General features: G+C 61.9%; 20 protein-coding genes. 7 read left to right on the top strand and 13 right to left on the bottom strand.

Features of this window, described 5'->3' with window-relative positions:
• Window positions 1-6: 6 nt before the first annotated feature.
• On the top strand, window positions 7-1,371 hold the full coding sequence (locus HPDFL43_RS05680) for a formimidoylglutamate deiminase (RefSeq protein WP_007196321.1): 1,365 nt from the start codon (window positions 7-9) through the stop codon (window positions 1,369-1,371).
• Window positions 1,368-2,069, top strand: coding sequence for a histidine utilization transcriptional repressor HutC (locus HPDFL43_RS05675; protein WP_040449087.1), 702 nt, complete (start codon window positions 1,368-1,370; stop codon window positions 2,067-2,069). Before HPDFL43_RS05680 ends, HPDFL43_RS05675 begins: the two co-directional genes overlap by 4 nt.
• Before the next feature lie 15 nt (window positions 2,070-2,084).
• Here the strand turns inward: HPDFL43_RS05675 and HPDFL43_RS05670 are convergent, their stop codons facing one another.
• Genes HPDFL43_RS05670 through bcoG form a run of 8 tightly spaced genes read right to left on the bottom strand, consistent with a single transcriptional unit; the run spans window position 2,085 to window position 10,858 of the window.
• Entirely contained in the window at window positions 2,085-2,867 is a 783-nt protein-coding gene (locus HPDFL43_RS05670) for a carnitinyl-CoA dehydratase (RefSeq protein ID WP_007196319.1), read from the bottom strand.
• On the bottom strand, window positions 2,864-3,832 hold the full coding sequence (locus tag HPDFL43_RS21280; RefSeq protein ID WP_052093161.1) for a MaoC family dehydratase: 969 nt from the start codon (window positions 3,830-3,832) through the stop codon (window positions 2,864-2,866). Before HPDFL43_RS21280 ends, HPDFL43_RS05670 begins: the two co-directional genes overlap by 4 nt.
• 5 nt (window positions 3,833-3,837) lie before the next feature.
• Window positions 3,838-5,928, bottom strand: a complete 2,091-nt coding sequence (locus tag HPDFL43_RS05655; protein ID WP_007196317.1) for an acetate--CoA ligase family protein — start codon at window positions 5,926-5,928, stop codon at window positions 3,838-3,840.
• A 6-nt stretch (window positions 5,929-5,934) separates the two neighbouring features.
• Entirely contained in the window at window positions 5,935-7,098 is a 1,164-nt protein-coding gene (locus HPDFL43_RS05650) for an acyl-CoA dehydrogenase family protein (protein WP_007196316.1), read from the bottom strand.
• Between the two features lie 4 nt (window positions 7,099-7,102).
• Window positions 7,103-7,864 (bottom strand): SDR family oxidoreductase, encoded by a 762-nt coding sequence (locus HPDFL43_RS05645; RefSeq protein WP_007196315.1) that lies wholly within the window; start codon window positions 7,862-7,864, stop codon window positions 7,103-7,105.
• A 3-nt stretch (window positions 7,865-7,867) separates the two neighbouring features.
• The gene (locus HPDFL43_RS05640) at window positions 7,868-9,301 is read right to left on the bottom strand and encodes a carnitine 3-dehydrogenase (RefSeq protein WP_007196314.1); all 1,434 of its coding nucleotides are present in this window, start codon (window positions 9,299-9,301) and stop codon (window positions 7,868-7,870) included.
• Window positions 9,298-9,918, bottom strand: coding sequence for an HD domain-containing protein (locus HPDFL43_RS05635; protein ID WP_007196313.1), 621 nt, complete (start codon window positions 9,916-9,918; stop codon window positions 9,298-9,300). The genes HPDFL43_RS05640 and HPDFL43_RS05635 overlap by 4 nt, the downstream gene beginning before the upstream one ends.
• 22 nt (window positions 9,919-9,940) lie before the next feature.
• Window positions 9,941-10,858, bottom strand: coding sequence for a 3-dehydrocarnitine:acetyl-CoA trimethylamine transferase BcoG (gene bcoG, locus HPDFL43_RS05630; RefSeq protein WP_007196312.1), 918 nt, complete (start codon window positions 10,856-10,858; stop codon window positions 9,941-9,943).
• A gap of 76 nt (window positions 10,859-10,934) precedes the next feature.
• Between bcoG and HPDFL43_RS05625 the strand changes: the two genes are divergently transcribed.
• Window positions 10,935-11,939, top strand: coding sequence for a GlxA family transcriptional regulator (locus tag HPDFL43_RS05625; RefSeq protein WP_007196311.1), 1,005 nt, complete (start codon window positions 10,935-10,937; stop codon window positions 11,937-11,939).
• 13 nt (window positions 11,940-11,952) lie between these two features.
• Here the strand turns inward: HPDFL43_RS05625 and HPDFL43_RS05620 are convergent, their stop codons facing one another.
• From HPDFL43_RS05620 to HPDFL43_RS05605, 4 genes are all read right to left on the bottom strand, one after another.
• Complete coding sequence (locus tag HPDFL43_RS05620) at window positions 11,953-12,732, bottom strand: ABC transporter permease (protein WP_007196310.1); 780 nt, start codon at window positions 12,730-12,732, stop codon at window positions 11,953-11,955.
• Window positions 12,732-13,463 carry an ABC transporter permease gene (locus HPDFL43_RS05615; RefSeq protein ID WP_007196309.1) on the bottom strand — a complete coding sequence of 244 codons (732 nt, stop codon included), beginning with the start codon at window positions 13,461-13,463 and terminating at the stop codon, window positions 12,732-12,734. Before HPDFL43_RS05615 ends, HPDFL43_RS05620 begins: the two co-directional genes overlap by 1 nt.
• Window positions 13,464-13,537: 74 nt before the next feature.
• Entirely contained in the window at window positions 13,538-14,308 is a 771-nt protein-coding gene (locus tag HPDFL43_RS05610) for a transporter substrate-binding domain-containing protein (protein ID WP_007196308.1), read from the bottom strand.
• Window positions 14,309-14,356: 48 nt separating this feature from the next.
• Window positions 14,357-15,163, bottom strand: a complete 807-nt coding sequence (locus HPDFL43_RS05605) for an ABC transporter ATP-binding protein (RefSeq protein ID WP_007196307.1) — start codon at window positions 15,161-15,163, stop codon at window positions 14,357-14,359.
• A gap of 133 nt (window positions 15,164-15,296) precedes the next feature.
• Here HPDFL43_RS05605 and HPDFL43_RS05600 point away from each other — a divergent pair, with 133 nt between their 5' ends.
• The 4 genes from HPDFL43_RS05600 to HPDFL43_RS05585 are packed head-to-tail and all read left to right on the top strand — an operon-like array spanning window position 15,297 to window position 19,555.
• Window positions 15,297-16,145 (top strand): dimethylarginine dimethylaminohydrolase family protein, encoded by an 849-nt coding sequence (locus tag HPDFL43_RS05600; RefSeq protein WP_007196306.1) that lies wholly within the window; start codon window positions 15,297-15,299, stop codon window positions 16,143-16,145.
• Between the two features lie 10 nt (window positions 16,146-16,155).
• Window positions 16,156-16,785 (top strand): TetR/AcrR family transcriptional regulator, encoded by a 630-nt coding sequence (locus HPDFL43_RS05595; protein WP_007196305.1) that lies wholly within the window; start codon window positions 16,156-16,158, stop codon window positions 16,783-16,785.
• Between the two features lie 5 nt (window positions 16,786-16,790).
• Window positions 16,791-17,957 carry a pyridoxal phosphate-dependent aminotransferase gene (locus tag HPDFL43_RS05590; protein ID WP_040449721.1) on the top strand — a complete coding sequence of 389 codons (1,167 nt, stop codon included), beginning with the start codon at window positions 16,791-16,793 and terminating at the stop codon, window positions 17,955-17,957.
• On the top strand, window positions 17,954-19,555 hold the full coding sequence (locus tag HPDFL43_RS05585; protein WP_007196303.1) for a 5-guanidino-2-oxopentanoate decarboxylase: 1,602 nt from the start codon (window positions 17,954-17,956) through the stop codon (window positions 19,553-19,555). Before HPDFL43_RS05590 ends, HPDFL43_RS05585 begins: the two co-directional genes overlap by 4 nt.
• 36 nt (window positions 19,556-19,591) lie before the next feature.
• Here HPDFL43_RS05585 and argE read toward each other — a convergent pair whose 3' ends face one another.
• A complete protein-coding gene (gene argE / locus HPDFL43_RS05580) occupies window positions 19,592-20,755 on the bottom strand; it encodes an acetylornithine deacetylase (protein WP_007196302.1) in 1,164 nt (387 codons plus the stop codon).
• Between the last annotated feature and the right edge of the window lie 253 nt (window positions 20,756-21,008).

Below are 21,008 nucleotides of genomic sequence, written 5' to 3'. Positions count from 1 at the left end.
GAGACGATGGCGGTCATTTGGGCTGAAAAGGCGTTACTGGAGAGCGGATGGGCCGAGAATGTGCGGGTCGACATCACTGCGGCGGGCACCATCGGATCAGTCCAAACCGGGCAACCAGAAGAAGGTCACAGGGTCGGAATCCTGCTGCCCTCGCCCGCCAATTGCCACAGCCATGCATTTCAACGCGCCATGGCAGGCTTGACCGAAAAGCGCGGACCCAATCCATCCGATTCCTTCTGGACCTGGCGGCAGTTGATGTTCCGCTTTCTCGACCGGCTGACGCCGGATCATGTCCAGGCGATCGCGGCTTTCGTGCAGATGGAAATGCTCGAGGCCGGGTATTCCGCCAATGTTGAGTTCCACTATTTGCACCATCAGCCCGGCGGCGTGCCCTATGCCAATATCGCCGAGATGGCCGAACGGATCGCGGCTGCCAGTGCACTGACCGGCATCGGGCTGACCTTGCTTCCCGTGCATTATCAATATGGCGGCTGCGACCGGCGCGCGCTTGGACCCGGTCAGATCCGATTCGGCAACACGCTCGATGCCTATGCGGAGCTGCATGCGAAATCAGCAGAGGTGATGGCACGGCTTACCGGTGACAGCCGCATCGGCGTTGCGCCACACAGCCTGCGTGCCGTTGCTGCCGAGGACCTTCATCATCATGCGGTGCTGGCGGGAACCAATCCGCTGCACATGCATCTGGCAGAGCAGATCGCCGAGGTTGAGGAAATTGCCGCAGCCCACGGCAAGCGCCCGGTGGAACTGGTGCTCGACACGATGGATCTTGATGCGCGGCACTGCTTCATCCATTGCACCCAGATGCTGCCGCATGAAACCGAGGGTCTGGCCAGGAGCGGTGCTGTGGCGGGGCTGTGCCCGATTACCGAGTCCAGCCTCGGCGACGGCATTTTCGATGGCGTGCGCTGGTTCGATGCGGGTGGGCCGATTGCGGTGGGATCAGATTCCAACATCCGCATTTCGCTGTCAGAAGAACTCCGCACGCTGGATCATTCGCAGCGGTTGCGCGATCATTCCCGCGCGGCGCTGGCGAGCGTGGACAAATCCACAGGACGACGGCTGTTCGATGCGATCAATGCCGGCGGCGCTTCGGTATCGGCGCGCGACAATGGTTCTATCGCCACCGGCAAGCTGGCCGATCTGATGGCGCTGAATGCAGATGCTGTGGATCTGATCGGCAGAAGCGGCGACACCATTCTCGATTGTTATATATTCGCCGGCGACGACCGCATGGTAGGAGATGTCTGGTCGGCGGGGCGTCACATGGTGACGGGCGGCAAACATGTGAAGCGGGAGGCCATCGTCTCGGCCTATGCGTGGACGATGAAGGAGCTTGGAGAGGCCATTTGAGCGGGGGAGAATTCAACAGCTGGCAATCGGTGCAGGCGGAGGTGCTGCGCCGGATCAATGCGCGCGAATGGAAGCCGGGAGATTTCATTCCGAACGAGGCGGAACTGGCGATCGAATTCGGTTGCGCCCGGGCCACGGTCAACCGGGCGCTGCGCGCACTTGCCGAATCCGGGTTGCTGGATCGCCGCCGCAAGGCAGGCACGCGGGTGGCGCTCAACCCGGTGCGCAAGGCAACTCTGGACATTCCGGTGATCCGCCACGAGATCGAAGGCAAGGGTCAGACCTACCGCCACACGGTCCTCACCCAGGAACGCGCGGTACCGCCCTCGGGTATCCGGGCGCGGATGCAGGTCGAACAGGGCATCACGCTGATCCACCTGGTGACGCTGCATCTGGCTGACGGCAAGCCTTATGTGTTTGGTGATCGCTGGATCAATCCGGAAGCCGTGCCCGGCATCGAAGCTGCCGATCTCACAGTGAAGAGCGCCAATGAATGGCTGGTGGCCAATGTGCCCTTCGAGGGCGGGGATTTTTCCTTTTCGGCGATGACCGCAGGGCCGCGCGAGGCAGAAATCCTCGGCTGCAAGGAAGGCGAAGGCCTGTTCGTCATTGATCGCAGCACCTGGAACGAGGGGCTGGTGATCACCTCGGTGCGGCTGACCTTTGCACCGGGCTACCAGATGCACACCAAGATTTAAGCCGCATCGCCCGCTCTATTTGCCCTTCCAGACCGGGTCGCGTTTTTCAGAAAAGGCGCGGAAACCTTCGAGATTGTCCTCGGAGCCATAGAGCGTGTCAACGGTCCTGAGCTGGCGTTTGGTGACCTTGTTCATGGTGTCCTGGAATTTCTCGCCCTCGGCTTCGCGCACCACTTCCTTGATCGCGGCGAAGACCAGCGGCGGACCGGAGGCCAGTAGTTCCGCCATTTTCCAGGCTTCCACCATCAACCGGTCGGCGGAATGGATGTGGTTGACGAAGCCCCAGCGGTGCGCCTCCTCAGCGTCAAGCCAGCGGCCGGTGAACAGCATCTCCATGGCTATGTGGTAGGGAATGCGCTTGGGCAGCTTGATCGAGGCGGCGTCGGCCACCGTGCCGGAGCGGATTTCCGGCAAGGCAAAGGTGGCGTGTTCTGCCGCCAGAATGATGTCACAGGAAAGCGCGATTTCGAGCCCTCCGCCAAAGCAGATGCCGTTGACTGCGCAAATCACCGGCTTGTTCATATGCGGCAGTTCCTGCAACCCGCCGAAACCGCCAACGCCGTAATCGCCATCGACCGCGTCGCCATCATTGGCGGCCTTGAGATCCCAGCCGGGGCAGAAGAATTTCTCACCGGCACCGGTGAGAATGGCCACGCGCAGATCCGGGTTGTCGCGGAAGTCGCGGAACACCTCGCCGAGGATCCGGCTGGTCGCCAGATCGACAGCATTGGCCTTGGGCCGGTCGAGCGTGACTTCCAGCACGTGGCCGACGATTCTGGTTGTGACAGGTCCGGTCATGGATGGGTTCCTTGGTTTGCTTTTAAGTCAAATTCCATCCAGGCCTCGCTGACAAGCCGGCCATTTTCAACCCGGCAGGTCAAGTGCACCTGTGCTGTGCCCGCGCCCGGATCCAGACCAGATATCCGGCCATCATAGACCAGCCTGTCGCCGGGCCAGCAGATATTGCGAAACCGCACCTTGAAGCCGCGGACAGCCTCCGGCGCCAGCCAGTAGGCTGCATAGGCCGCCATCAGGCTGGCCTGGTGGGTTCCGAGTGCAAAGGGCCCGGGATATCCGTTCTGCCTGGCCCAGGCCGCATCATGATGGAGCGGATCATCTTCGCCGACAACACCCTGAAACCTGACGATATCCTGCATCAACAACGGCCCGGCGCTCACCGGGCCGGGCCCCGTGTCGAGACGAAGCTCGGACAAGGCCTGGCGCTCGATGCCGCTGAAGGGACTGCTGCGCTCAAGCATATCATAGGCGGGCTCATAGGGCGGCAATTCCGCCGCCCATCCGTCGCCGTCGCCCGGCGCATGTTGCGTTGTCACGCTGGTCGAGCGCTGTTCGGCGCGAAGCGTTCCGTCCGCCGTTTTATACTCGGTCAACATGGTGAGGAATGTCATGCTGCCGCCCTGAACCCCGGTTTTTGTCCAGCTCTTTTCAAGGCTTGGCCTGGCTGTCAAACGATCTCCCGCGCGCAGGCCCGGTCCAAAAAAGGCAAAGCTTTCCTCAGCATGCAGCGATACCGTAAAATCATGGTCGATCTCGCCAAACACCGTGCCGCGCGGACGCTCAAGCGTGTATCCCCATGTATAGGGTGCGCAGACCAGGAAGGTGGCGGGAACAACGGGGAATTGACCCGACACGAAATCCGGCAAGGGTGCGGCCATGGCGCGGGCGAATTCACGGATTTTGCCCCGCTCGATATCGACCTCATAGTCCGGACCCGCAAGTCCGATATAGTGTGACAGATCCATCCCCGTCATCCTGCCACCTTCCCGCCGAGCACGATCAGCGCATCGGCTGCAATGGCCTGGCCATCTGTTGTGATGAGCAGCGGATTGACATCCAGGGTCACCAGCTCTGCCGCATTGGACAAGGCGTAGTTGGCAACGGCATGGGCCGCAGCCAGGACGGCCTCATGATTGCGATATCCGAGCCGGTGCAAGGCGCGATCAAGCTCCGGCCCGTCGATTGGCAGCAATACCGTTTCGAACACGGCAAGGTCTTCGGCGTGAACGCCGCCCTTGCCGATCATCAAGGCCAGACCCATCGACGGATGGCGCTTGATGCCAAGGATCAGTTCCGCCTCTGCGCCGGCAATCATGGATTCGACCAGTACATGGGTGACCGCATGGCCGCCTTCCGCCCGGGAGACGGTTTCGGTCATCGAAACAACGGCTGCGGTGACCATGGCGCTGTCGCCGAGATTGAGGTGCACGCCGCCGATGCGGGCTTTGTGGGCGATGGTGTCGCTGTGCACTTTCACCGTAACCGGAAAGCCGAGACTGGACGCCGCGTTCGCCGCATCTTCGATCGGGACGACAATATGGTGCGGGGTGGTGAGGCCAAAGGCTTTCAAGGCCGCCTTGGAAACGGCCTCATTGTGCATCATCGCTCCTTGCGGCTCCCCACCGGCGATCAATGGCTCGGGCCGGTTCTGCTTGAGGATCCTGGCCCTGTTGGCGGCAATCCTGGCGCTGACAGCCAGCGCCTCCATCGTGTCGGAATATCCCAGCAGGGCGGCGACGCCGTTGGTCTGCATGTGCTTTCTGAAATCCGTGGCAAGCCCTTCCGGCAGGATCCCGGCAACCGAGACCGGGATGCCGAGGCGGTTGCGGACCTCGATCAGGGCTTCCATGGAATCGCACCAAACCCGGTCGAGATTGCCGGCGCCGGGACGCGGGACATCAATGAAAAAGACGATCTGGTCGGACACGTCTTCGGCGAAGGCGGCAATCGCATCGGCAACGCCCTTGGTGTCGCGCATCGAGATGCTGCCATCGCTGGCGCTGAAGGGTATGTTGAGATCGAGCGGATTGCTGAGCGTGACCGTTTCAGGCAGCAGATCGCGTATGAACGCGCCATTGGCTTGAGTGGGCATGGGCAGTTTCAGCCCGAGACTGCCGCACCGGGTGGCGGCAAGGCCGTTCAGGCCGCCGGAGTAGGACACGATGGAGAGCCGGTTGCCCTTTGGCAGGCCGCCAACGGTGAGCAGCTTCAAGGTTTCGACCAGCGCCTTGGGCGAGGAAACCTCGACGATGCCGAACCGGGTGCAAAAGGATTCCCAGAGATCGCGCTCGACCACCATGGATGCCGTATGGCTGAGGGAGATCTTCGAGCCGTCAGCACCGTCGCCGCCCTTGAGCGCGATCACCGGTACCCCCTTGATCAACGCCGCGCGACATGCCTGGCCGAAGGCTTCGCCGTCGTTGATGCCCTCGACATACAATCCGATGGCGCGGATGCGATCATCTTCGAGAAGCGCATGAATGAGTTCGGGCGTCCCGGTGACGGCCTGATTGCCCAGGCTGATGGCAAAGCCGAGAGGAAATGCCTGCTCGACATTGGTGATGCCGATCAGCAGCGCGCCGCTTTGCGAAATGATCGCTGCCGCAGGCCCGTGCTGGCGTTCGATGTGGTTGTCATCGCCCCAGACCGCAGCCCCTGAGAACTGATTGATCAGCCCCATGCAATTGGGTCCCAGCAAGGCCATTTCGCCCGCGGCGGCGACAAGCCGTTGCTGAAGATCGCGTCCGGCATCGGTGCCCAGTTCGAGAAAACCCGACGACATCACCACCGCGCCGCCTGCTCCGGCCTGCCTGAGCTCACCAACCGCCTTGATCGAGCGCTCCGGCGACAGGCCGACGACGGCGGCGTCAGGCGGCGACGGCAAATCGGCAATCGCTGCATAGCAGGCGATCCCCTCGATCTCGTCGCGAACCGGATTGACGACCCAGATCTCGCCGTCATAGCCGGCGCGCCGGGCAGCGCGTATGGGGCCGGCAATTTGCGAGCCGCCAATATAGACCACCGATTTCGGGCGCAGTAATCGCGTCAGTGTGCCGCTCATGTGGTTTCAGGCTCCAAACGGGCGCAGCAGCGCCCTGGAGATGATATGGCGCTGAATCTCGGATGTGCCTTCCCAGATGCGTTCGATGCGGGCATCGCGCCAGATGCGTTCGAGCGGCAGCTCGTCCATCAGCCCCATGCCGCCATGGATCTGGATCGCCTCGTCGGCGACCATGGCGAGCATTTCGGTGGCCTTGAGCTTGGCCATGGCCATGTCGGCATCGGACACAGTGCCCTGATCGAACTTCCAGCCGGCCTCCATGATCATCAGTTCGGCCGCCTTCATCTCCATCGCCATGTCGGCGAGCTTGAAGGAGACGCCCTGGAACTTGCCGATCGGCTGGCCGAACTGCTCGCGGGTCGCCGCCCATTCAACCGAGTGCCGGAAGGCGCGGTCGGCACGGCCGAGGCAGGTGGCGCCGACCTGCAGCCTGGTGGCGCCGAGCCAGGTGTTGGCGACCTCGAAGCCCTTGTGGACTTCGCCGAGTACGTTTTCTGCCGGGATCCGGCAATTGTCGAATTCAAGGACGGCATTGGTGTAGCCCCGGTGCGAGACATTGCGATAGCCGTCGCGGACGACGTAACCGGGCGTGCCCTTGTCGACGAAGAAGGCGGTGATCAGTTTCTTTTTGCCACGCGGCGTGTCTTCTTCACCCGTAGCCATGAAGGCAATGGTGAAGTCGGCGATGTCGGCGTGAGAAATGAAATGCTTGGTGCCGTTCAAGACCCAGTCTGACCCGTCCTGCTTCGCGCTGGCCTTCATGCCGCGCAGGTCGGAGCCCGCGCCGGGCTCGGTCATGGCCAGGCAATCCCATTTCTCGCCGGCCACGCAGGGCTCGAGATAGCGGGCGCGCTGCTCGGGCGTGCCGGCGCAGAGAATGTTGGAGGGGCGCGCGACGCAGGTCCAGTGCAGCGCGTAATTGGCGCGGCCCAGTTCCTTCTCGTAGAGCAGCCATGTCGGCGTATCGAGACCGGCGCCGCCGAATTCTTCCGGGATGTTGGCCGCATAAAGCCCGGCGGCAATCGCCTTACCCTGGATTTCGCGCACCAGATCCATGTCGAGATGGCCGGTTCGCTCGACTTGTGCCTCGTGCGGGTAGAGCTCGTTCTCGACGAAGGACCTCGTCGTCTCGACGATCATGTCCTGTTCCTGGGTCAGTCCGAAATCCATTATCTCACACCTTCGGGTCGGGGTTTTCGGTATGGCCATCGACGGCGATCACCTGGCCGGAGACCAGCCGCGCGCCCTCGGAAGCCAGGAACACCGCCATGTTGGCCACGTCCTGCGCGGTGACGAAGGAGCGCATCGACACACCCGCCTCATAGCCTGCGCGGATGATTTCCGGCGTTGTGCCCTTGGCCTTGGCCTCGCGGGCAATCACGCCATCAATCCGTGGGCCTTCGACGCAGCCTGGGGCGATCGCATTGGCGCGGATGCCATAGGGGCCAAGCTCCATGGCCAGCGTCTTCATCAGGCCGATCTCCGCCCATTTCGCCGCCGCATAGGGTGCGCGGTTGGGGAAGCCATTGAGACCGGCATTGGAAGACGTGATGACGATCACCCCGGATTTCTGCGCCTTCATCATCGGCGCTGCGTATTTGGCGGCCAGAAACGCACCTTCGAGATTGACGGCGAGGCAGCGGCGAAAATCCTCCGGCTCGATATCCTCGACCAGTGCGGTGGGACCGGCAATGCCCGCATTGGCGCAGAGCACATCAAGGCTGCCCCATTCGCCGGCAATGCGCGCAAACACTTCACGCATATGCTCGGGAGAGCTGGCGTCGCCCGCCATTTTCAGCCAGCTGTCCGGGCATTCGGCGAGCACATCTTGGTTGACGTCGGTGATGAAGACCCGCGCGCCTTCGGCTGCAAAGGTCTCGGCCATCGCCTTGCCAATGCCCGATCCTCCGCCGGTAATGAGAACACGCTTGCTCATCGCCTAGTCCCGCATGCTGGCTGGTTTGGGCAGCTTCGACTGGGCTTCCCCGAGCGCCGTGATCTTCGCCAGAACCTCGCCTTCGGGCTCGCAGGTGCGGCGGGTTTCGAGTGACACATGCAGAAGCAGCTGATTGCAGGTTGCCAGCAGCTCGTCATCCCCGGTGCGGATCATCTCGTGATAAAGCCTGAGCTTCTTGCCGCGGGCTTCGAGCACTTGGGTGCGGACATGGATGACGTCGCCCAGATGAGTTTCGCTGAGATAGCCGATTTCATTGGAGACGGTGAAATAGGACAGACCCCCGGCGATGTAATCGGGATCGGCACCGACCATCTGCATGACCACGTCGCCCGCGTCAGAAAACACCTGACCGTAGCGGCTTTCATTCATGTGGCCATTGTAATCCATCCAGTCGATCGGGATGACGCGGCTCAGCGTGGTGAATGGCTGATCGATGGTGGTTGGCAGCGGCGGCTTGATACGGGCGTCCTGCGCGTTGAGCAACTCGCCCGCGCCCCAGTTGCGGCCTTTCAGCGCTCGCATCATCGCGACCAGATTGTCATCGCGGATGCGTTCGAGTTCGCGGATCGAGTGCATGCCGGACTGGGCGTCGGACTGACCGGCGATCATGTCGGTCAACTCGTCGGTGAGCTCCGGCACATCCATCAGCTTGGTCCAGGGCCAGGAGAGGCAGGGGCCGAACTGGGCGATGAAATGGCGCATGCCTGCCTCGCCACCGGCGATCCGGTAGGTCTCGAACAGGCCCATCTGGGCCCAGCGCATGCCGAAGCCGAAACGGATGACATCGTCGATTTCCTGGGTGGTGGCGATGCCGTCCTTGATCAGCCACAGCGCCTCGCGCCAGACCGCTTCCAAGAACCGGTCGGCAATGTGGGCGTCGATTTCCTTGCGCACGATCAGCGGTTTCATGCCGATGCCATCGAGCACATCACGGGCGCGAAGAAGCGTTGCCTCGACGCCGACGAGTTCGATGACCGGCAGCAGGTAGACCGGGTTGAACGGATGGGCGACGAAGATCTGTTCGGGCCGCGCCGCGCCCTGCTGCAGTTCGGACGGCTTGAAGCCGGAGGTGGAGGAGCCGATCAGCGCGTCAGCGCGGCAATGGCTCTGGATGTCAGCAAAAACCTTGTGCTTGATATCGAGGCGCTCGGGCGCGCTTTCCTGGATCCAGTCAGCGTCAGCCACCGCTTCTGCCAGCGACGCGGCAAAGCTGAGCCTGCCCTCTTTCGGAACGCTGACATCCGACAGCGCAGGCAATGAGCGCCGCGCATTGGCGAGCACTTCACCGACCTTGCGTTCGGCCTCCGGATCAGGATCCGAAACAACCACATCCCAGCCATTCAAGAGAAACCGGGCAGCCCAGCCACCGCCGATAACACCGCCGCCGATGATGGCAGCTGTCTTGATTTCACTCATGCGTTTCGCCCTTCGGCAACAGTTGGATCAACAAGCGCAACCCGCTCGCCAGCGCGGATCACGGCGGGGTCATAGGCCTTGCGGGCGAAGACCTCCTCAACCAGCGGCCGGAAGAAGTCGATGCTTTCATGCGGGTAGTCGGGATCGAAGCTCGCCTGGTCCCAGCGCTCGCAGAATGTCGCGCAATCCTCGTAATAGGCATGACCCTTGTAGGCATCGCGGGCATGCGGGTCGCCGCCGACAAGGTGGGCGTAATAGAGCTTCTGGAAATCGCCATGTTTTTCGACCACCCAGGCGCATTGCTCGCGCACGAAGGGTTTGAGGATCGCGGCCGCATATTCATCGTGATTGTAGGGCGCGTAGATGTCGCCGATGTCATGCAGCAGCGCCGAGACCAACCAGTCGGTATCGGCGCCATCGCGCCAGGCGCGAGTGGCCGACTGCAGCGAATGGCCAAGCCGGGTGACCTGGTAGCCCGACAGGCTTTCATCGAGATCCACCATCGCATCCAACAGCCGCGCCGCGGTCTTCGACGCGTACTCGATCTCGTGGCGGGTGAGGAACTCATAGTCCTCCCGGTCGCCATCCTTCATTGCCGTGAACTTGACCTTGTCCATGATCCCCTCCCCGGGAGCGTTGTCAGGCGGATGCAGGCGCGCGCTTTGTGAGATTAAGGCGCTCGCGAACTTCGGCGGGGCCGATCACACGCGCACCCATGTTCTCGACAATCGTCACCGCGCGCTCGACCAGTTGCGCGTTGGTGGCGAGCTGGCCCTTGCCGAGCCAGAGATTGTCTTCGAGCCCGACGCGAACATTGCCGCCGGCCAGCACGGCGGCTGCGACGTAGGCCATCTGATTGCGGCCGAGCGAAAAGGCCGACCAGTTCCAGTCATCAGGCACATTGTTGACCATGGCCATGAAGGTGTTGAGATCGTCCGGCGCACCCCAGGGAACGCCCATGCAGAGCTGCACCAGCGCGTCGGGTGCCAGCACGCCTTCCTTGACCAGCTCCTTGGCGAACCAGAGGTGACCGGTGTCAAACGCCTCGATTTCCGGCTTGACGCCAAGCTGGGTCATCATGCCGCCCATGGCGCGCAGCATGCCCGGCGTGTTGGTCATGACATAGTCGGCCTCGGCGAAATTCATGGTACCGCAGTCCAGCGTGCACATTTCGGGCAGGCACTCGAGAATGTGCTTCATGCGTTCTGACGCACCGGCCATGTCGGTGCCTGCCGGATTGAGCGGCAACGGCTTTTCGGTCGGTCCGAAGGTGATGTCACCACCCATGCCGGCGGTCAGGTTGAGAACCACGTCGACTTCGGCCTCGCGGATGCGCTCGGTGACTTCGCGGTAAAGCGCGACATCGCGGCGCGGTACACCGGTCTCAGGGTCACGGACATGGCAATGGACGATCGCGGCACCGGCCCTGGCGGCATCGATGGCGGAGTTGGCGATCTGCTCGGGCGAGCGCGGCACATGCGGGCTGCGGTCCTGTGTGGATCCGGATCCGGTGACGGCGCAGGTGATGAAAACCTCGCGGTTCATGGTCAGGGGCATGCGGCCAATCCTCCTTTTTGGACTTGTCAATCATGCCCGGCTTGTAGACAGATGTATTCCATTTTACGAAGACTACATGACACAAAGCAAAGCTCTTGCGCAGATTGCAACTCTGGACCGGCCGATCCGGGTTGATCTTCTGGTGCTGCCCGGCAGTTCGATGATGACGCTTGCGAGCACTGCGGAACCCCTGAGGGCCGCCAACCGGCAGGCCGGGCGAACGGTGTTTGACTGGCGGTTCGTCTCCATCAATGGCGAGGCGCCGGAAACCTCTGCAGGGATTGCCTGGCCGGTTTCGGGCCCGCACGATCCATCGCGTCCCGCCGATATCTTTGCCGTGGTGGCGGGGTTTGGCGCGGCGCGGTTCACAGACAGAAAGGTGATTGCGCATATCTACCGGGCTGCACGGAACGCAACCCTGGTGTTCGGCATCGAATCAGGTGCCTGGCTGCTGGCGCGTGCCGGTTTGCTCGACGAGCACCGGGCCGCGACCCATTGGGAGGATTTCGAGGATTTCGCAGCCGCTTTTCCAGATGTCGATCTGAAGCCGGATAGATATGTGACGGACGGCCGCTACATCACCACATCGGGCGCATCGCCGAGCTTTGACATGGCGGTTGAGCTGATCGAGCGCATCCTCGGCCGGCCGCTGGCGCTGGATGTGGCGAGCAGCTTCGTGCACGACGATCTGAGAGCGGCATCCGATCCCCAGGTCAATGTCATCGTCGGCGATTCCCGCGATGATCCGCGGCTGGTGCGCGCGGTCCGGATCATGGAGACCCATATCGATGCGCCACTGAGCATCGCGGCGATTGCCCGGCGGGTCTCGATGTCGGCGCGCGGACTTGAGCAATTGTTTTCCCGGCAGATGGGCGAGACGCCTGGCGCATATTTTTTGTCGCTGAGGCTGGGCGCAGCGCGCCGGCTGGTCAATGACACGCCGCTCTCGGTGACCGACATTGCCTCGCGAACCGGGTTTTCCTCGCAGCCAGCATTTTCCCGTGCCTTCCGGCGGCAGTTCGGGCTTTCACCGTCACAAAGCCGTTTGCGGCGCGGAGCCTCTCAAACGCGGTCGCGATGATCCCGTTGCAGGTCTAACCCTTGACGGGAACCCTGGCCTCAAGCCAGCGGAAGGCGAGAACCAGAACGCCGGTCAGCATCATGTAGATCAGCGCCAGCAGCAGCAGCGGCTCATAGGTAAGATAGGTGTCCTGCCGGACGCGCGAGATGATGGCATAGACATCGACCACGGTGATGGTGGCGACCAGCGGCGTGGCCTTGAGCTGCAGCACGGTTTCACCGGCCAGTGTCGGGAGCGCGCGGTGGATGGCACGCGGCAACCAGATCCGCCGGAACACGGTGAAAGGCGACATGCCATAGGCGCGGCCCGCCTCGAGCTCTCCCTTCGGCACGCCGGCAAAGGCGCCGCGCATCACCTCGCCTTCATAGGCCGCGAAGGACATCGTCAGCGCCAGCACACCATAAGGCCACGCCGAGCGCAGATAGGGCCAGGCCCAGGACTGGCGGATCTCCGGCCAGAAGGCAAACAGCGACCCGAGGCCGTAATACAGAAGCCACAATTGCAACAGCAGCGGTGTGCCGCGGATCACGGTGCAGAACATGCGCGCCGGCGCGGACAGCCAGACCGGCCCCGCCGCCTGGGCAAGGCCGAGCGGCACTGCGAACAGGAAACCCAGCGCGCTGGTCAGGAACAACAGCCACAATGTGGTGCCGACACCTTCGACCAGCCGTCCCGAATAGCGCGGCAGCCAGTCCCAGCGCATGTAAACCGCCGCAAAGATGATGATGCCGACGCCGATGGCAAGAAGCACCAGACGGTGCGGCTCTTTCCAGCTTCTGAGTTCGGGCCCCATCAGCGCACCGCCGGCATGCCGCGCCGGGCATAGCGTTCAATCCGGCGGATGCCGACATTGGAGATCAGCGTGACCATCAGATAAAGAAGGCCGGCTGCGAAGAAAAACAGGAAGTAGGATTTGGTCGTGCCTCCGGCCTGTCGTGTCACCAGGGTCAGCTCCGCGACACCGACAACGGCCAGCAGCGCTGTGTCCTTGGTGGCGATCAGCCAGAGATTGGCGAGCCCCGGCACCGCATGCGGCAACATGCCGGGCAGCGTTATACGCCGAAGCACCTGGAACGACGTCATGCCATAGGCGCGTGCCGCCTCGATCTGGCCATGGGGCACGGCCTTGAAGGCGCCGCGAAGGACTTCTGTCTGATATGCACCCTGCACCACCCCGATCACGAAGATGCCGGCAGCCAGACCGCTTATGTCCATCGGTTCGGCACCGATCAGCGCCATGAACTGATTGAGCGCATCGGTTCCGGCATAATAGAGCAGCAGGATAAGCACCAGTTCCGGCACGGCGCGCACCAGGGTGGTGTAGACATCGAGAATGTCCCGCAGGATCGGGCCGCCATAGAGCTTGCCCGCCGCGCCGCCGATGCCGATCAGGAAGCCAAGGACGTAGCCGCCGACAGCGACCTGAAGCGAAACCGCGAGGCCTTTGAGCAGCACACCGCCCCAGCCCGGCGGCTCGAGCGCCAGAAGCTCCCAGGCTGCGAGGCCCGCAACCCACTCAATCATTTGAAGTTACCATTCCAGGCCGGCAGGTTGGACCCGCCGGCCTGGCTGGAGCGCATGGCGCCAGTTCAGGCATATTACTTGCCGTAGATGTCGAAGTCGAAATAGGCCTTCGAGAATTCGGCATAGGTGCCGTTCTCGCGGATTGTCGCGATGGCGGTGTTGAACTTTTCGCGCAGCGCGTCGTCGCCCTTGCGAAGGCCGACGCCAACGCCGGCACCGAGGATTGCCGGATCATCTTCGACAGCGCCGACGATTTCGCAGCAGGTGTCGGATTTGACGAAGGCGTCAAGTGCGAGCGAATCGGCCATGATGGCGTCGACGCGACCGGCGGCCAGATCCTGGTTGGCTTCGTCCTGGGTCTGATATTCCTTGATCTCGGCAACTGCGTCACCAAAATGCGTGGTCACGTAATCCTGGTGGATGGTGGAAACCTGAACGCCGATGATCTTGTCGGCGAGGCCAGCAGCATCAGGTGTGATGCCCGAGTCCTTGGCGGTCGCGATCACCGACGGGGTGTTGTAGTACTTGTCGGAGAAATCGATGGTTTTCATCCGCTCTTCGGTGATCGACATCGAGCCGATGATGGCGTCGATCTTGTTCGAGGTCAGCGCCGGAATGATGCCGTCCCAGGCAACCGGAGTGACCACGCAATCGAGCTTGGCTTCGGCGCATACGGCGTTCATGAATTCAATTTCCCAGCCGGTCCAGTTGCCGGAAGCATCCGGCTCGGTGAACGGCGGGTAAGGTTCGGCGGCAACACCGACGCGCACGGTTTCAGCGGAAGCCGCTTGGGCCGCAAGCGTCATGCCGAAAGCGGCGATTGCTGTGATGATCTTGGTGTTCATAGAGTTTCCCCTGTTAGAGATTTCGGGCTTTGCCCATTGAGCCTTGGACTATTGAACAGTCGCAAGGAATTTTTTCAAGCGCTCCGATTTCGGCGCACTGTAAATCGTTTCCGGCGGCCCCTGCTCCGCGATGACCCCGTCGGCCAGAAACACGACCTGATTGGCGACCTCGCGGGCAAACTTCATTTCATGGGTGACCAACAGCATGGTACGGCCTTCACGTGCCAGATCGGCGATCACGGCCAGCACTTCGCCCACCAGTTCAGGGTCAAGCGCCGAGGTGGGCTCGTCGAAAAGCATCACGTCCGGCTCAACAGCAAGAGCGCGGGCGATCGCCGCACGCTGTTGCTGACCACCGGAGAGAAAGGAAGGGTAGACATCCCGCTTGTCGGACAGGCCGACACGGTCAAGCAGCTTTTCGGCCCGCGCAATCGCATCATCGCGCTTGACGCCCATGACCTGCACCGGCGCTTCAATGATGTTGCCAAGCACGGTCATATGCTGCCAGAGATTGAAGCTTTGAAACACCATCGCAAGCCTGGTGCGGATGCGGCGAAGCTGGGCAGCATTGGCCGGCTGCAAACCGCCCCGGCCATCGGGTTTCATGGAGATTGTTTCGCCCTGAATGCTGATTTTGCCCTTGGTCGGCAGCTCCAACATGTTGACACACCGCAGCATGGTGGACTTGCCGGACCCCGAGCCGCCGATGATGGCGACGACATCGCCATTTTGCGCCGACAGCGAAACACCCTTGAGCACTTCAAGGTCACCAAACCATTTGTGCAGGCCGTCAATATCCACGGCCGGCGGGGTTTCGTTTGAACTGGCTGAAGAGCCGGATTGCAGACTGCTCATTCGTTCCCTCTGATGCTCCGTCGGGAGCGATTTTGATCAATCGTGGCCCTTGCGGAGTAATTAATCAAGTGTATAATTTCATCATCTTCATATCCTCATACTGGACCTTCCCATGACATACGGATCTCAATCGATGACGCCCGCGCTCAAGCGGGTGCTGATGCGCCGGCCCGGTGACAGCCTGATTTCGGCCAAGGCAGAGGATTGGCACTACGGCCCCGGCTTTGACGGCGCGAAGGCGGTGGCACAGTTCGGTGTGTTTGCCGATCATGTTGCGGCCTCCGGCGCCGAGATCATCTGGCTTGAGGACAATGGCGACGGGCTGGCGGATGCGATGTTCACCCATGACCCGTCGCTGATGACCGACAAGGGCGCGGTCATCCTGCGCATGGGGAAGCCCGGCCGGATGAAAGAGCCCGATCTGCACGAAGCGGCCTACCAGGTGGCGGGAATTCCGATTCTGGGCAAGATTTCCGCGCCTGGCTCGGTTGAGGGCGGCGACTGCATCTGGGTCGATTCGAAAACACTCGCTGTCGGCCGCGGCGTGCGCACCAATCAAGCGGGCATCGAACAGCTCTCCAAGATTCTGGCACCACTGGGGGTGAGCGTTCTGGGCTACGACTTGCCGCTCGGCAATGGCGCGGAGGCCTGCCTGCATCTGATGTCGGTCATGTCGCCGCTTGATGAAAAACTTGCCCTGGTGTTCGCACCGATGCTGCCTGTCGGTTTCTGGCAGTTGCTGAAAGACAGGGGCTACACGCTGGTGGAGGCGCCGCGTGACGAATTCGACGCCTCCAACGGCCTCAATCTCAATGTGCTGGCCCTGACTCCCGGCAATGTGCTCATGGTCGAGGGATTTCCCAAGACCCGGGCATTGATGGAACAGGCCGGATGCAAGGTCACAAGTTTTGCCGCCGATGCGCTCTGCATCCCGTGTGAAGGCGGCCCGACCTGCCTTACTCGTCCAGTCTGGCGGGCTTGAGGAGAAGGCCATGACACGGCGTCCATTCCATCGGGAGCCGGAAGCCGTGCGGCAGCAAGATCTGATCGCGGCCACGCTCGACAGCATCGCGGAACTCGGGCTCGCCGGCGCGACCGTGCGGGAAGTGGCGTTGCGTGCCGGCGTCACACCGGGTCTGATCCGGCGTTACTTCGACAACAAGGAACGGATGGTCAGCGCGGCATACAAACAGTTCATTGCCGAACTGATTGCTGCCGCTGAAGCCGGTTGCGGAAATGGTTCCGCCATATCCCGGCTTGCCGGCCTGGTACGCGCCAGCGTGACTCCACCGGTGGCGGACGGTCGGGCGCTATCGATCTGGGCCTCCTTCATCGGCACGGTTCACTCCGACCCGGTCATGGCTGAGGTGCACCGGGAAGGCTATCAGGCGTTCCGTGACCTGATCGAGCGTCTGGTCGGTGAAGCCATGGCCGAACAGGGATCCAGGCTCAGCAAGCAGCAGGTGCTGCAGAAAGCCATTGTCATCAACGCGCTTCTGGACGGGCTCTGGATCGAAATATCCATGGGCGGCGATGACTTTTCAAAACTCGACGTGGTGCGGATCGCACTTGATTCCGTGGCAACAGTGCTCGGAATTGACGCGAAAACCTTCAGGGAATGACCATCATGCAATATGCGGCGATTACAGACCGTCTTGCCGACACAGGTGGTGCGAAATGGGCCATCCACCAACGCTGCCGGGAGATGAAGCGCGAAGGCGCGGACATCATCGAGCTTACCATCGGAGAGCCCGACCTTCCGCCCGATCCGCAACTCTTCGAAGTCTGTCACCGGTCGATGATTGCGGGCCGGACCGGCTATTCCAGCGGCCGCGGCGAACCGGAGCTGCTCGAAGCGATCGCCGCGCGCTATGCACGCCGGCGCGCGGGCGTCGACACCTCCAATGTGATGTGCTTCCCGGGCACTCAGACGGCGTTGTTCGCCACACTGATGGGCTTGACCGGACCGGGCGACGGAGTGCTTGTCGGCGATCCGTTCTACGCCACCTATGAAGGGGTCATCCGGGCCAGCGGTGCGCATCGGGAATCGGTTCCGCTGAAGGCGGAAAACGGCTTCCGGCTCAGCGCCGAGGATCTCGAGGCTGCGATCACGCCAAAATCACGGGTGCTGCTGCTGAACTCACCGCAGAACCCCAGCGGCGCGGTTCTCAGCGCCGAGGAGATCTCGCGCATCGGGGCTGTGTGCAAGGCGCATGATCTCTGGATCGTTTCCGACGAGGTCTATGAGGAGCTGGTGTTTGACGGCGTTTTCGCCTCGCCATTTGACGATCCCGCACTCGCCGAGCGGACCATAGCGCTGTCCTCGATCTCGAAGTCCCATGCCGCACCCGGATTCCGCAGCGGATGGGCGGTCGGCCCACGTGAGTTCTGCGAAAAACTGCTGCCGCTGTCGGAAACCATGCTGTTCGGCAACCAGCCTTTCATCGCCGACATGACCGCCTTTGCGCTCAACTCCGACATTGCCACATCGAAGCAGATGCGGACCGATTACAAACGGCGTTCCAACCTTTTTGCCGACCGGCTTGAAGCGCTTCCGGGCCTGGTTCCCTACCGCCCGCAAGCGGGGATGTTCATCATCGTCGATGTCTCCGCCACAGGGCTGGACGGCGAGAGCTTCGCCTGGCGGCTGCTGGAGCATGGTGTGGCTGTGATGCCAGGCTCCTCATTCGGGGAAAACGCGGGCAATCTGATCCGGCTGAGCCTGACGGTTCCCGATGAAATGGTGGAAGCCGCCTGTGGTCGCATCGCGGCATTCGTGGAGGCGCGGCAATGAGCGCCGTAACACCCTCCGTCGGCGAAGCGCTCGTCAGCATGCTCGAACAGGCCGGTGTGGACACGGTGTTCGGCATTCCGGGCGTTCACACCATCGAACTCTACCGGGGCCTGGCTGAAAGCAAGATCCGGCACATCACGCCGCGGCATGAACAGGGCGCAGGGTTCATGGCGGACGGATATGCGCGGGTGACCGGGCGTCCAGGAGTGTGTTTCCTTATCACCGGTCCAGGTGTGACCAATGTGCTAACCGCAATGGCACAGGCACGTGCCGACAGCATTCCGATGCTGGTGATTTCGGGCGTCAATGCCACAGCGACGCTGGGTCAGGGGCACGGGCATCTGCATGAATTACCGGACCAGGCAGGCCTTATGCGCAGCGTTGCGCTGTGGTCGCACACGCTTAAGGAACCGGCACGGCTTGGCGAGGTTCTGGCAAAGGCCTTTTCAGTGATGACAAGCGGACGGCCCGGTCCGGTTCATATCGAAATTCCGACCGATGTGATGAAGCTGCCTGCACCGGATGCGGGTTTCGAGATGCCGCGATTCAAACCGTTGCAGGCCTCACCTGAGAGCCTCGAATCGGCCGCGCAACTGTGCGCCGCAAGCAGCCACCCGGTGATCCTTGCCGGTGGCGGCGCGGTCCGCCATGCCAATGCACTGCGCGACTTTGCAGAAGCGCTTGGCGCGCCGCTGGTCAGCACCATCAATGCCCGCGGGATCATGGCCGGTCATGCGCTCGATGTGCCGGCGAGCCCATCGCTGGAAAGCGTGCGGGAATTGCTGAACCAGTCCGATCTGGTGCTGGCTCTGGGCACGGAGCTGGGACCCACCGACATCGACATGTATGAGGATGGCGGCTTCAAGCTGCCTGCAAACCTGATACGCGTCGATATCGACGCCGCAAAACTTGTTCATGGCGCCAAGCCGGCGCTTGCGATCCAGGCTGATCTGGGAGCCTTTCTGGCGTCAATGCTCGGCAATTCCGCAGCATGGACGAAAAACACCCCCGCCTCAGATGCCGCAAAGCGAGCGGCTGCGGCGCGCAAATCCGCCCTGACGGACATCGGCGACAGCTACCTCGAGTTCGTGGCGATGGTTCAGGACATCTGGAAGACACTGCCCGATGCAACGATCGTGGGCGACTCCACGCAATTGGTCTATGCCGGCAACATGTATGTGGAGGCGCCCCGGCCTGTATCCTGGTTCAACTCCGCAAGCGGATTCGGAACGCTTGGATACGCCGCGCCGGCAGCGATTGGCGCAGCCCTTGGTCATCCAGGACGGCCCGCGGTTGCCATTCTGGGTGACGGGGGCTTTCAGTTCACATTGGCAGAACTCGGCAGCGCGCGCGATTGCAACGCCGATGTGGCCTTTCTGGTCTGGAACAATTCCGGCTATCTGGAAATCGAAACCTCAATGGTTTCCGCTGACATCACCCCGATCGGGGTGACGCCGTCGGCTCCCGATTTCTCAGTCATCGCCAAAGCTTTCGGCCTGCCTTCGCGCCAGGTGTCGGATCCGGGGGAGCTGGCCGAAGCCCTCTCCACCCTGCCCCGGCCCTGCGTGATCGAGTATCTCGATAGCGGCAAGGACTGAGTTTAACCAGCCCGGAGCAGGCTGCTTTTTGCTCCGTCAGGCGCAGAGATGGTCGAGCAAGCGATCCATAAAGCCCTCGCCTGCGGCCAGTTGCTCGAGCGACAGGAACTCGTCGGGCTGATGGGCCTGGGCAATGTCGCCCGGCCCGCAGATCACGGTGGAGTAACCGCGGGTCTGGAACTGGCTGCCTTCCGTGCCGTAGCTGACCACATGGCTGCCATTGTCGCCGGTGAGGCGGCGAGCCAGCGCTTCGGCGGCGCCATCAGCTTCAGGCGCCAGCGCGGGAACCCCGAAGCCACGGACGAGATCGATCCCGGTGTCGGGTTGGATCTTCTGCATTTCGGCAGTCAGTTCGGCGGCCTTCGCCTCAAACGCTTTCGCCCAGTCATCAGGGCTTTCGCCCGGCACGAAGCGGAACTCGATGAAGAAACTGCAGTCCTTGGCCGTGATATTGTGGGCTGTGCCGCCTTCTATCGTTCCCACATGCAGCGTGGTGAAAGGCGGATCAAACGGTGCGGCAAGGTCCGAGGGCGCGCTGGCCGCATTTTCGGCATTTTTCTGATTGGCCCAGTCGATCAGCTTCGCCGCCTGCATGATCGCGCTCACGCCATAGGGCAGAAGCGACGAATGCACCTCGAAGCCGCGGACATGGACCTTGTATCCAAGCCCGCCCTTGTGGCCTGAAACCACCTTCATCATGGTCGGCTCACCCACCAGAACCTCGCGCGCTTTCGGCAATTCGCCAAGCATCGCCTCGACCAGATCAACCACGGCGGCGCAGCCAACCTCTTCGTCAAAGGAAAAGGCCAGTTGCAGAGGACGCTTGAGATCACGGGTCTTGGCGCGCGTCATGGCGTAAAGCGCCAGCGCATCAAAGCCCTTCATGTCGCAGGCTCCGCGGCCGAAGAGCTTTCCGTCGCGCTCGGTGAGTGTCCAGGGGTCGGTGCTCCAGGCCTGGCCATCAACGGGAACGACATCGGTGTGACCCGACAAGATGACACCGCCATCGATCTCCGGACCGACCTGGGCATAAAGATGTGCCTTTTCGCCACAGGGACTCATGAGACGCCTGGACTTGATGCCATGACTGCCGAGATATTCCTCGACCCAATCCACCAGCGGCAGGTTGGTATCGCGGCTGACGGTAGGAAATGAAACCAGCTTTGTGAGAAGCTCACGAGGTGTAAGAAATTGTTCCATAAGATTTTTCTATCCAATTTGACGCGACGCCGAGAAGCATCTGTCCACAGTGTTGTGCTCAATCTGGCACATTGTCCAGCACCGAAACACGCGCATTTTTATGTCGATTTTGAAACCGTACGAACAGGAATCGAACAATTTGCGAAACCCCACTGGCCAACCGCTGGAAAATTGTCCAATAGTGTCAGCCACCGGTATCGTGAGAGTAGACCGGCAACAAAAATAACGGGAAGCCATTTCCCGAGGGGTACAG

Origin of the sequence: Hoeflea phototrophica DFL-43 (assembly GCF_000154705.2) — a bacterium.
GTDB lineage: Bacteria > Pseudomonadota > Alphaproteobacteria > Rhizobiales > Rhizobiaceae > Hoeflea > Hoeflea phototrophica.
The sequence above is the reverse complement of the archived record's forward strand: the minus strand, read 5'-3'. Positions and strand labels throughout refer to the sequence as shown.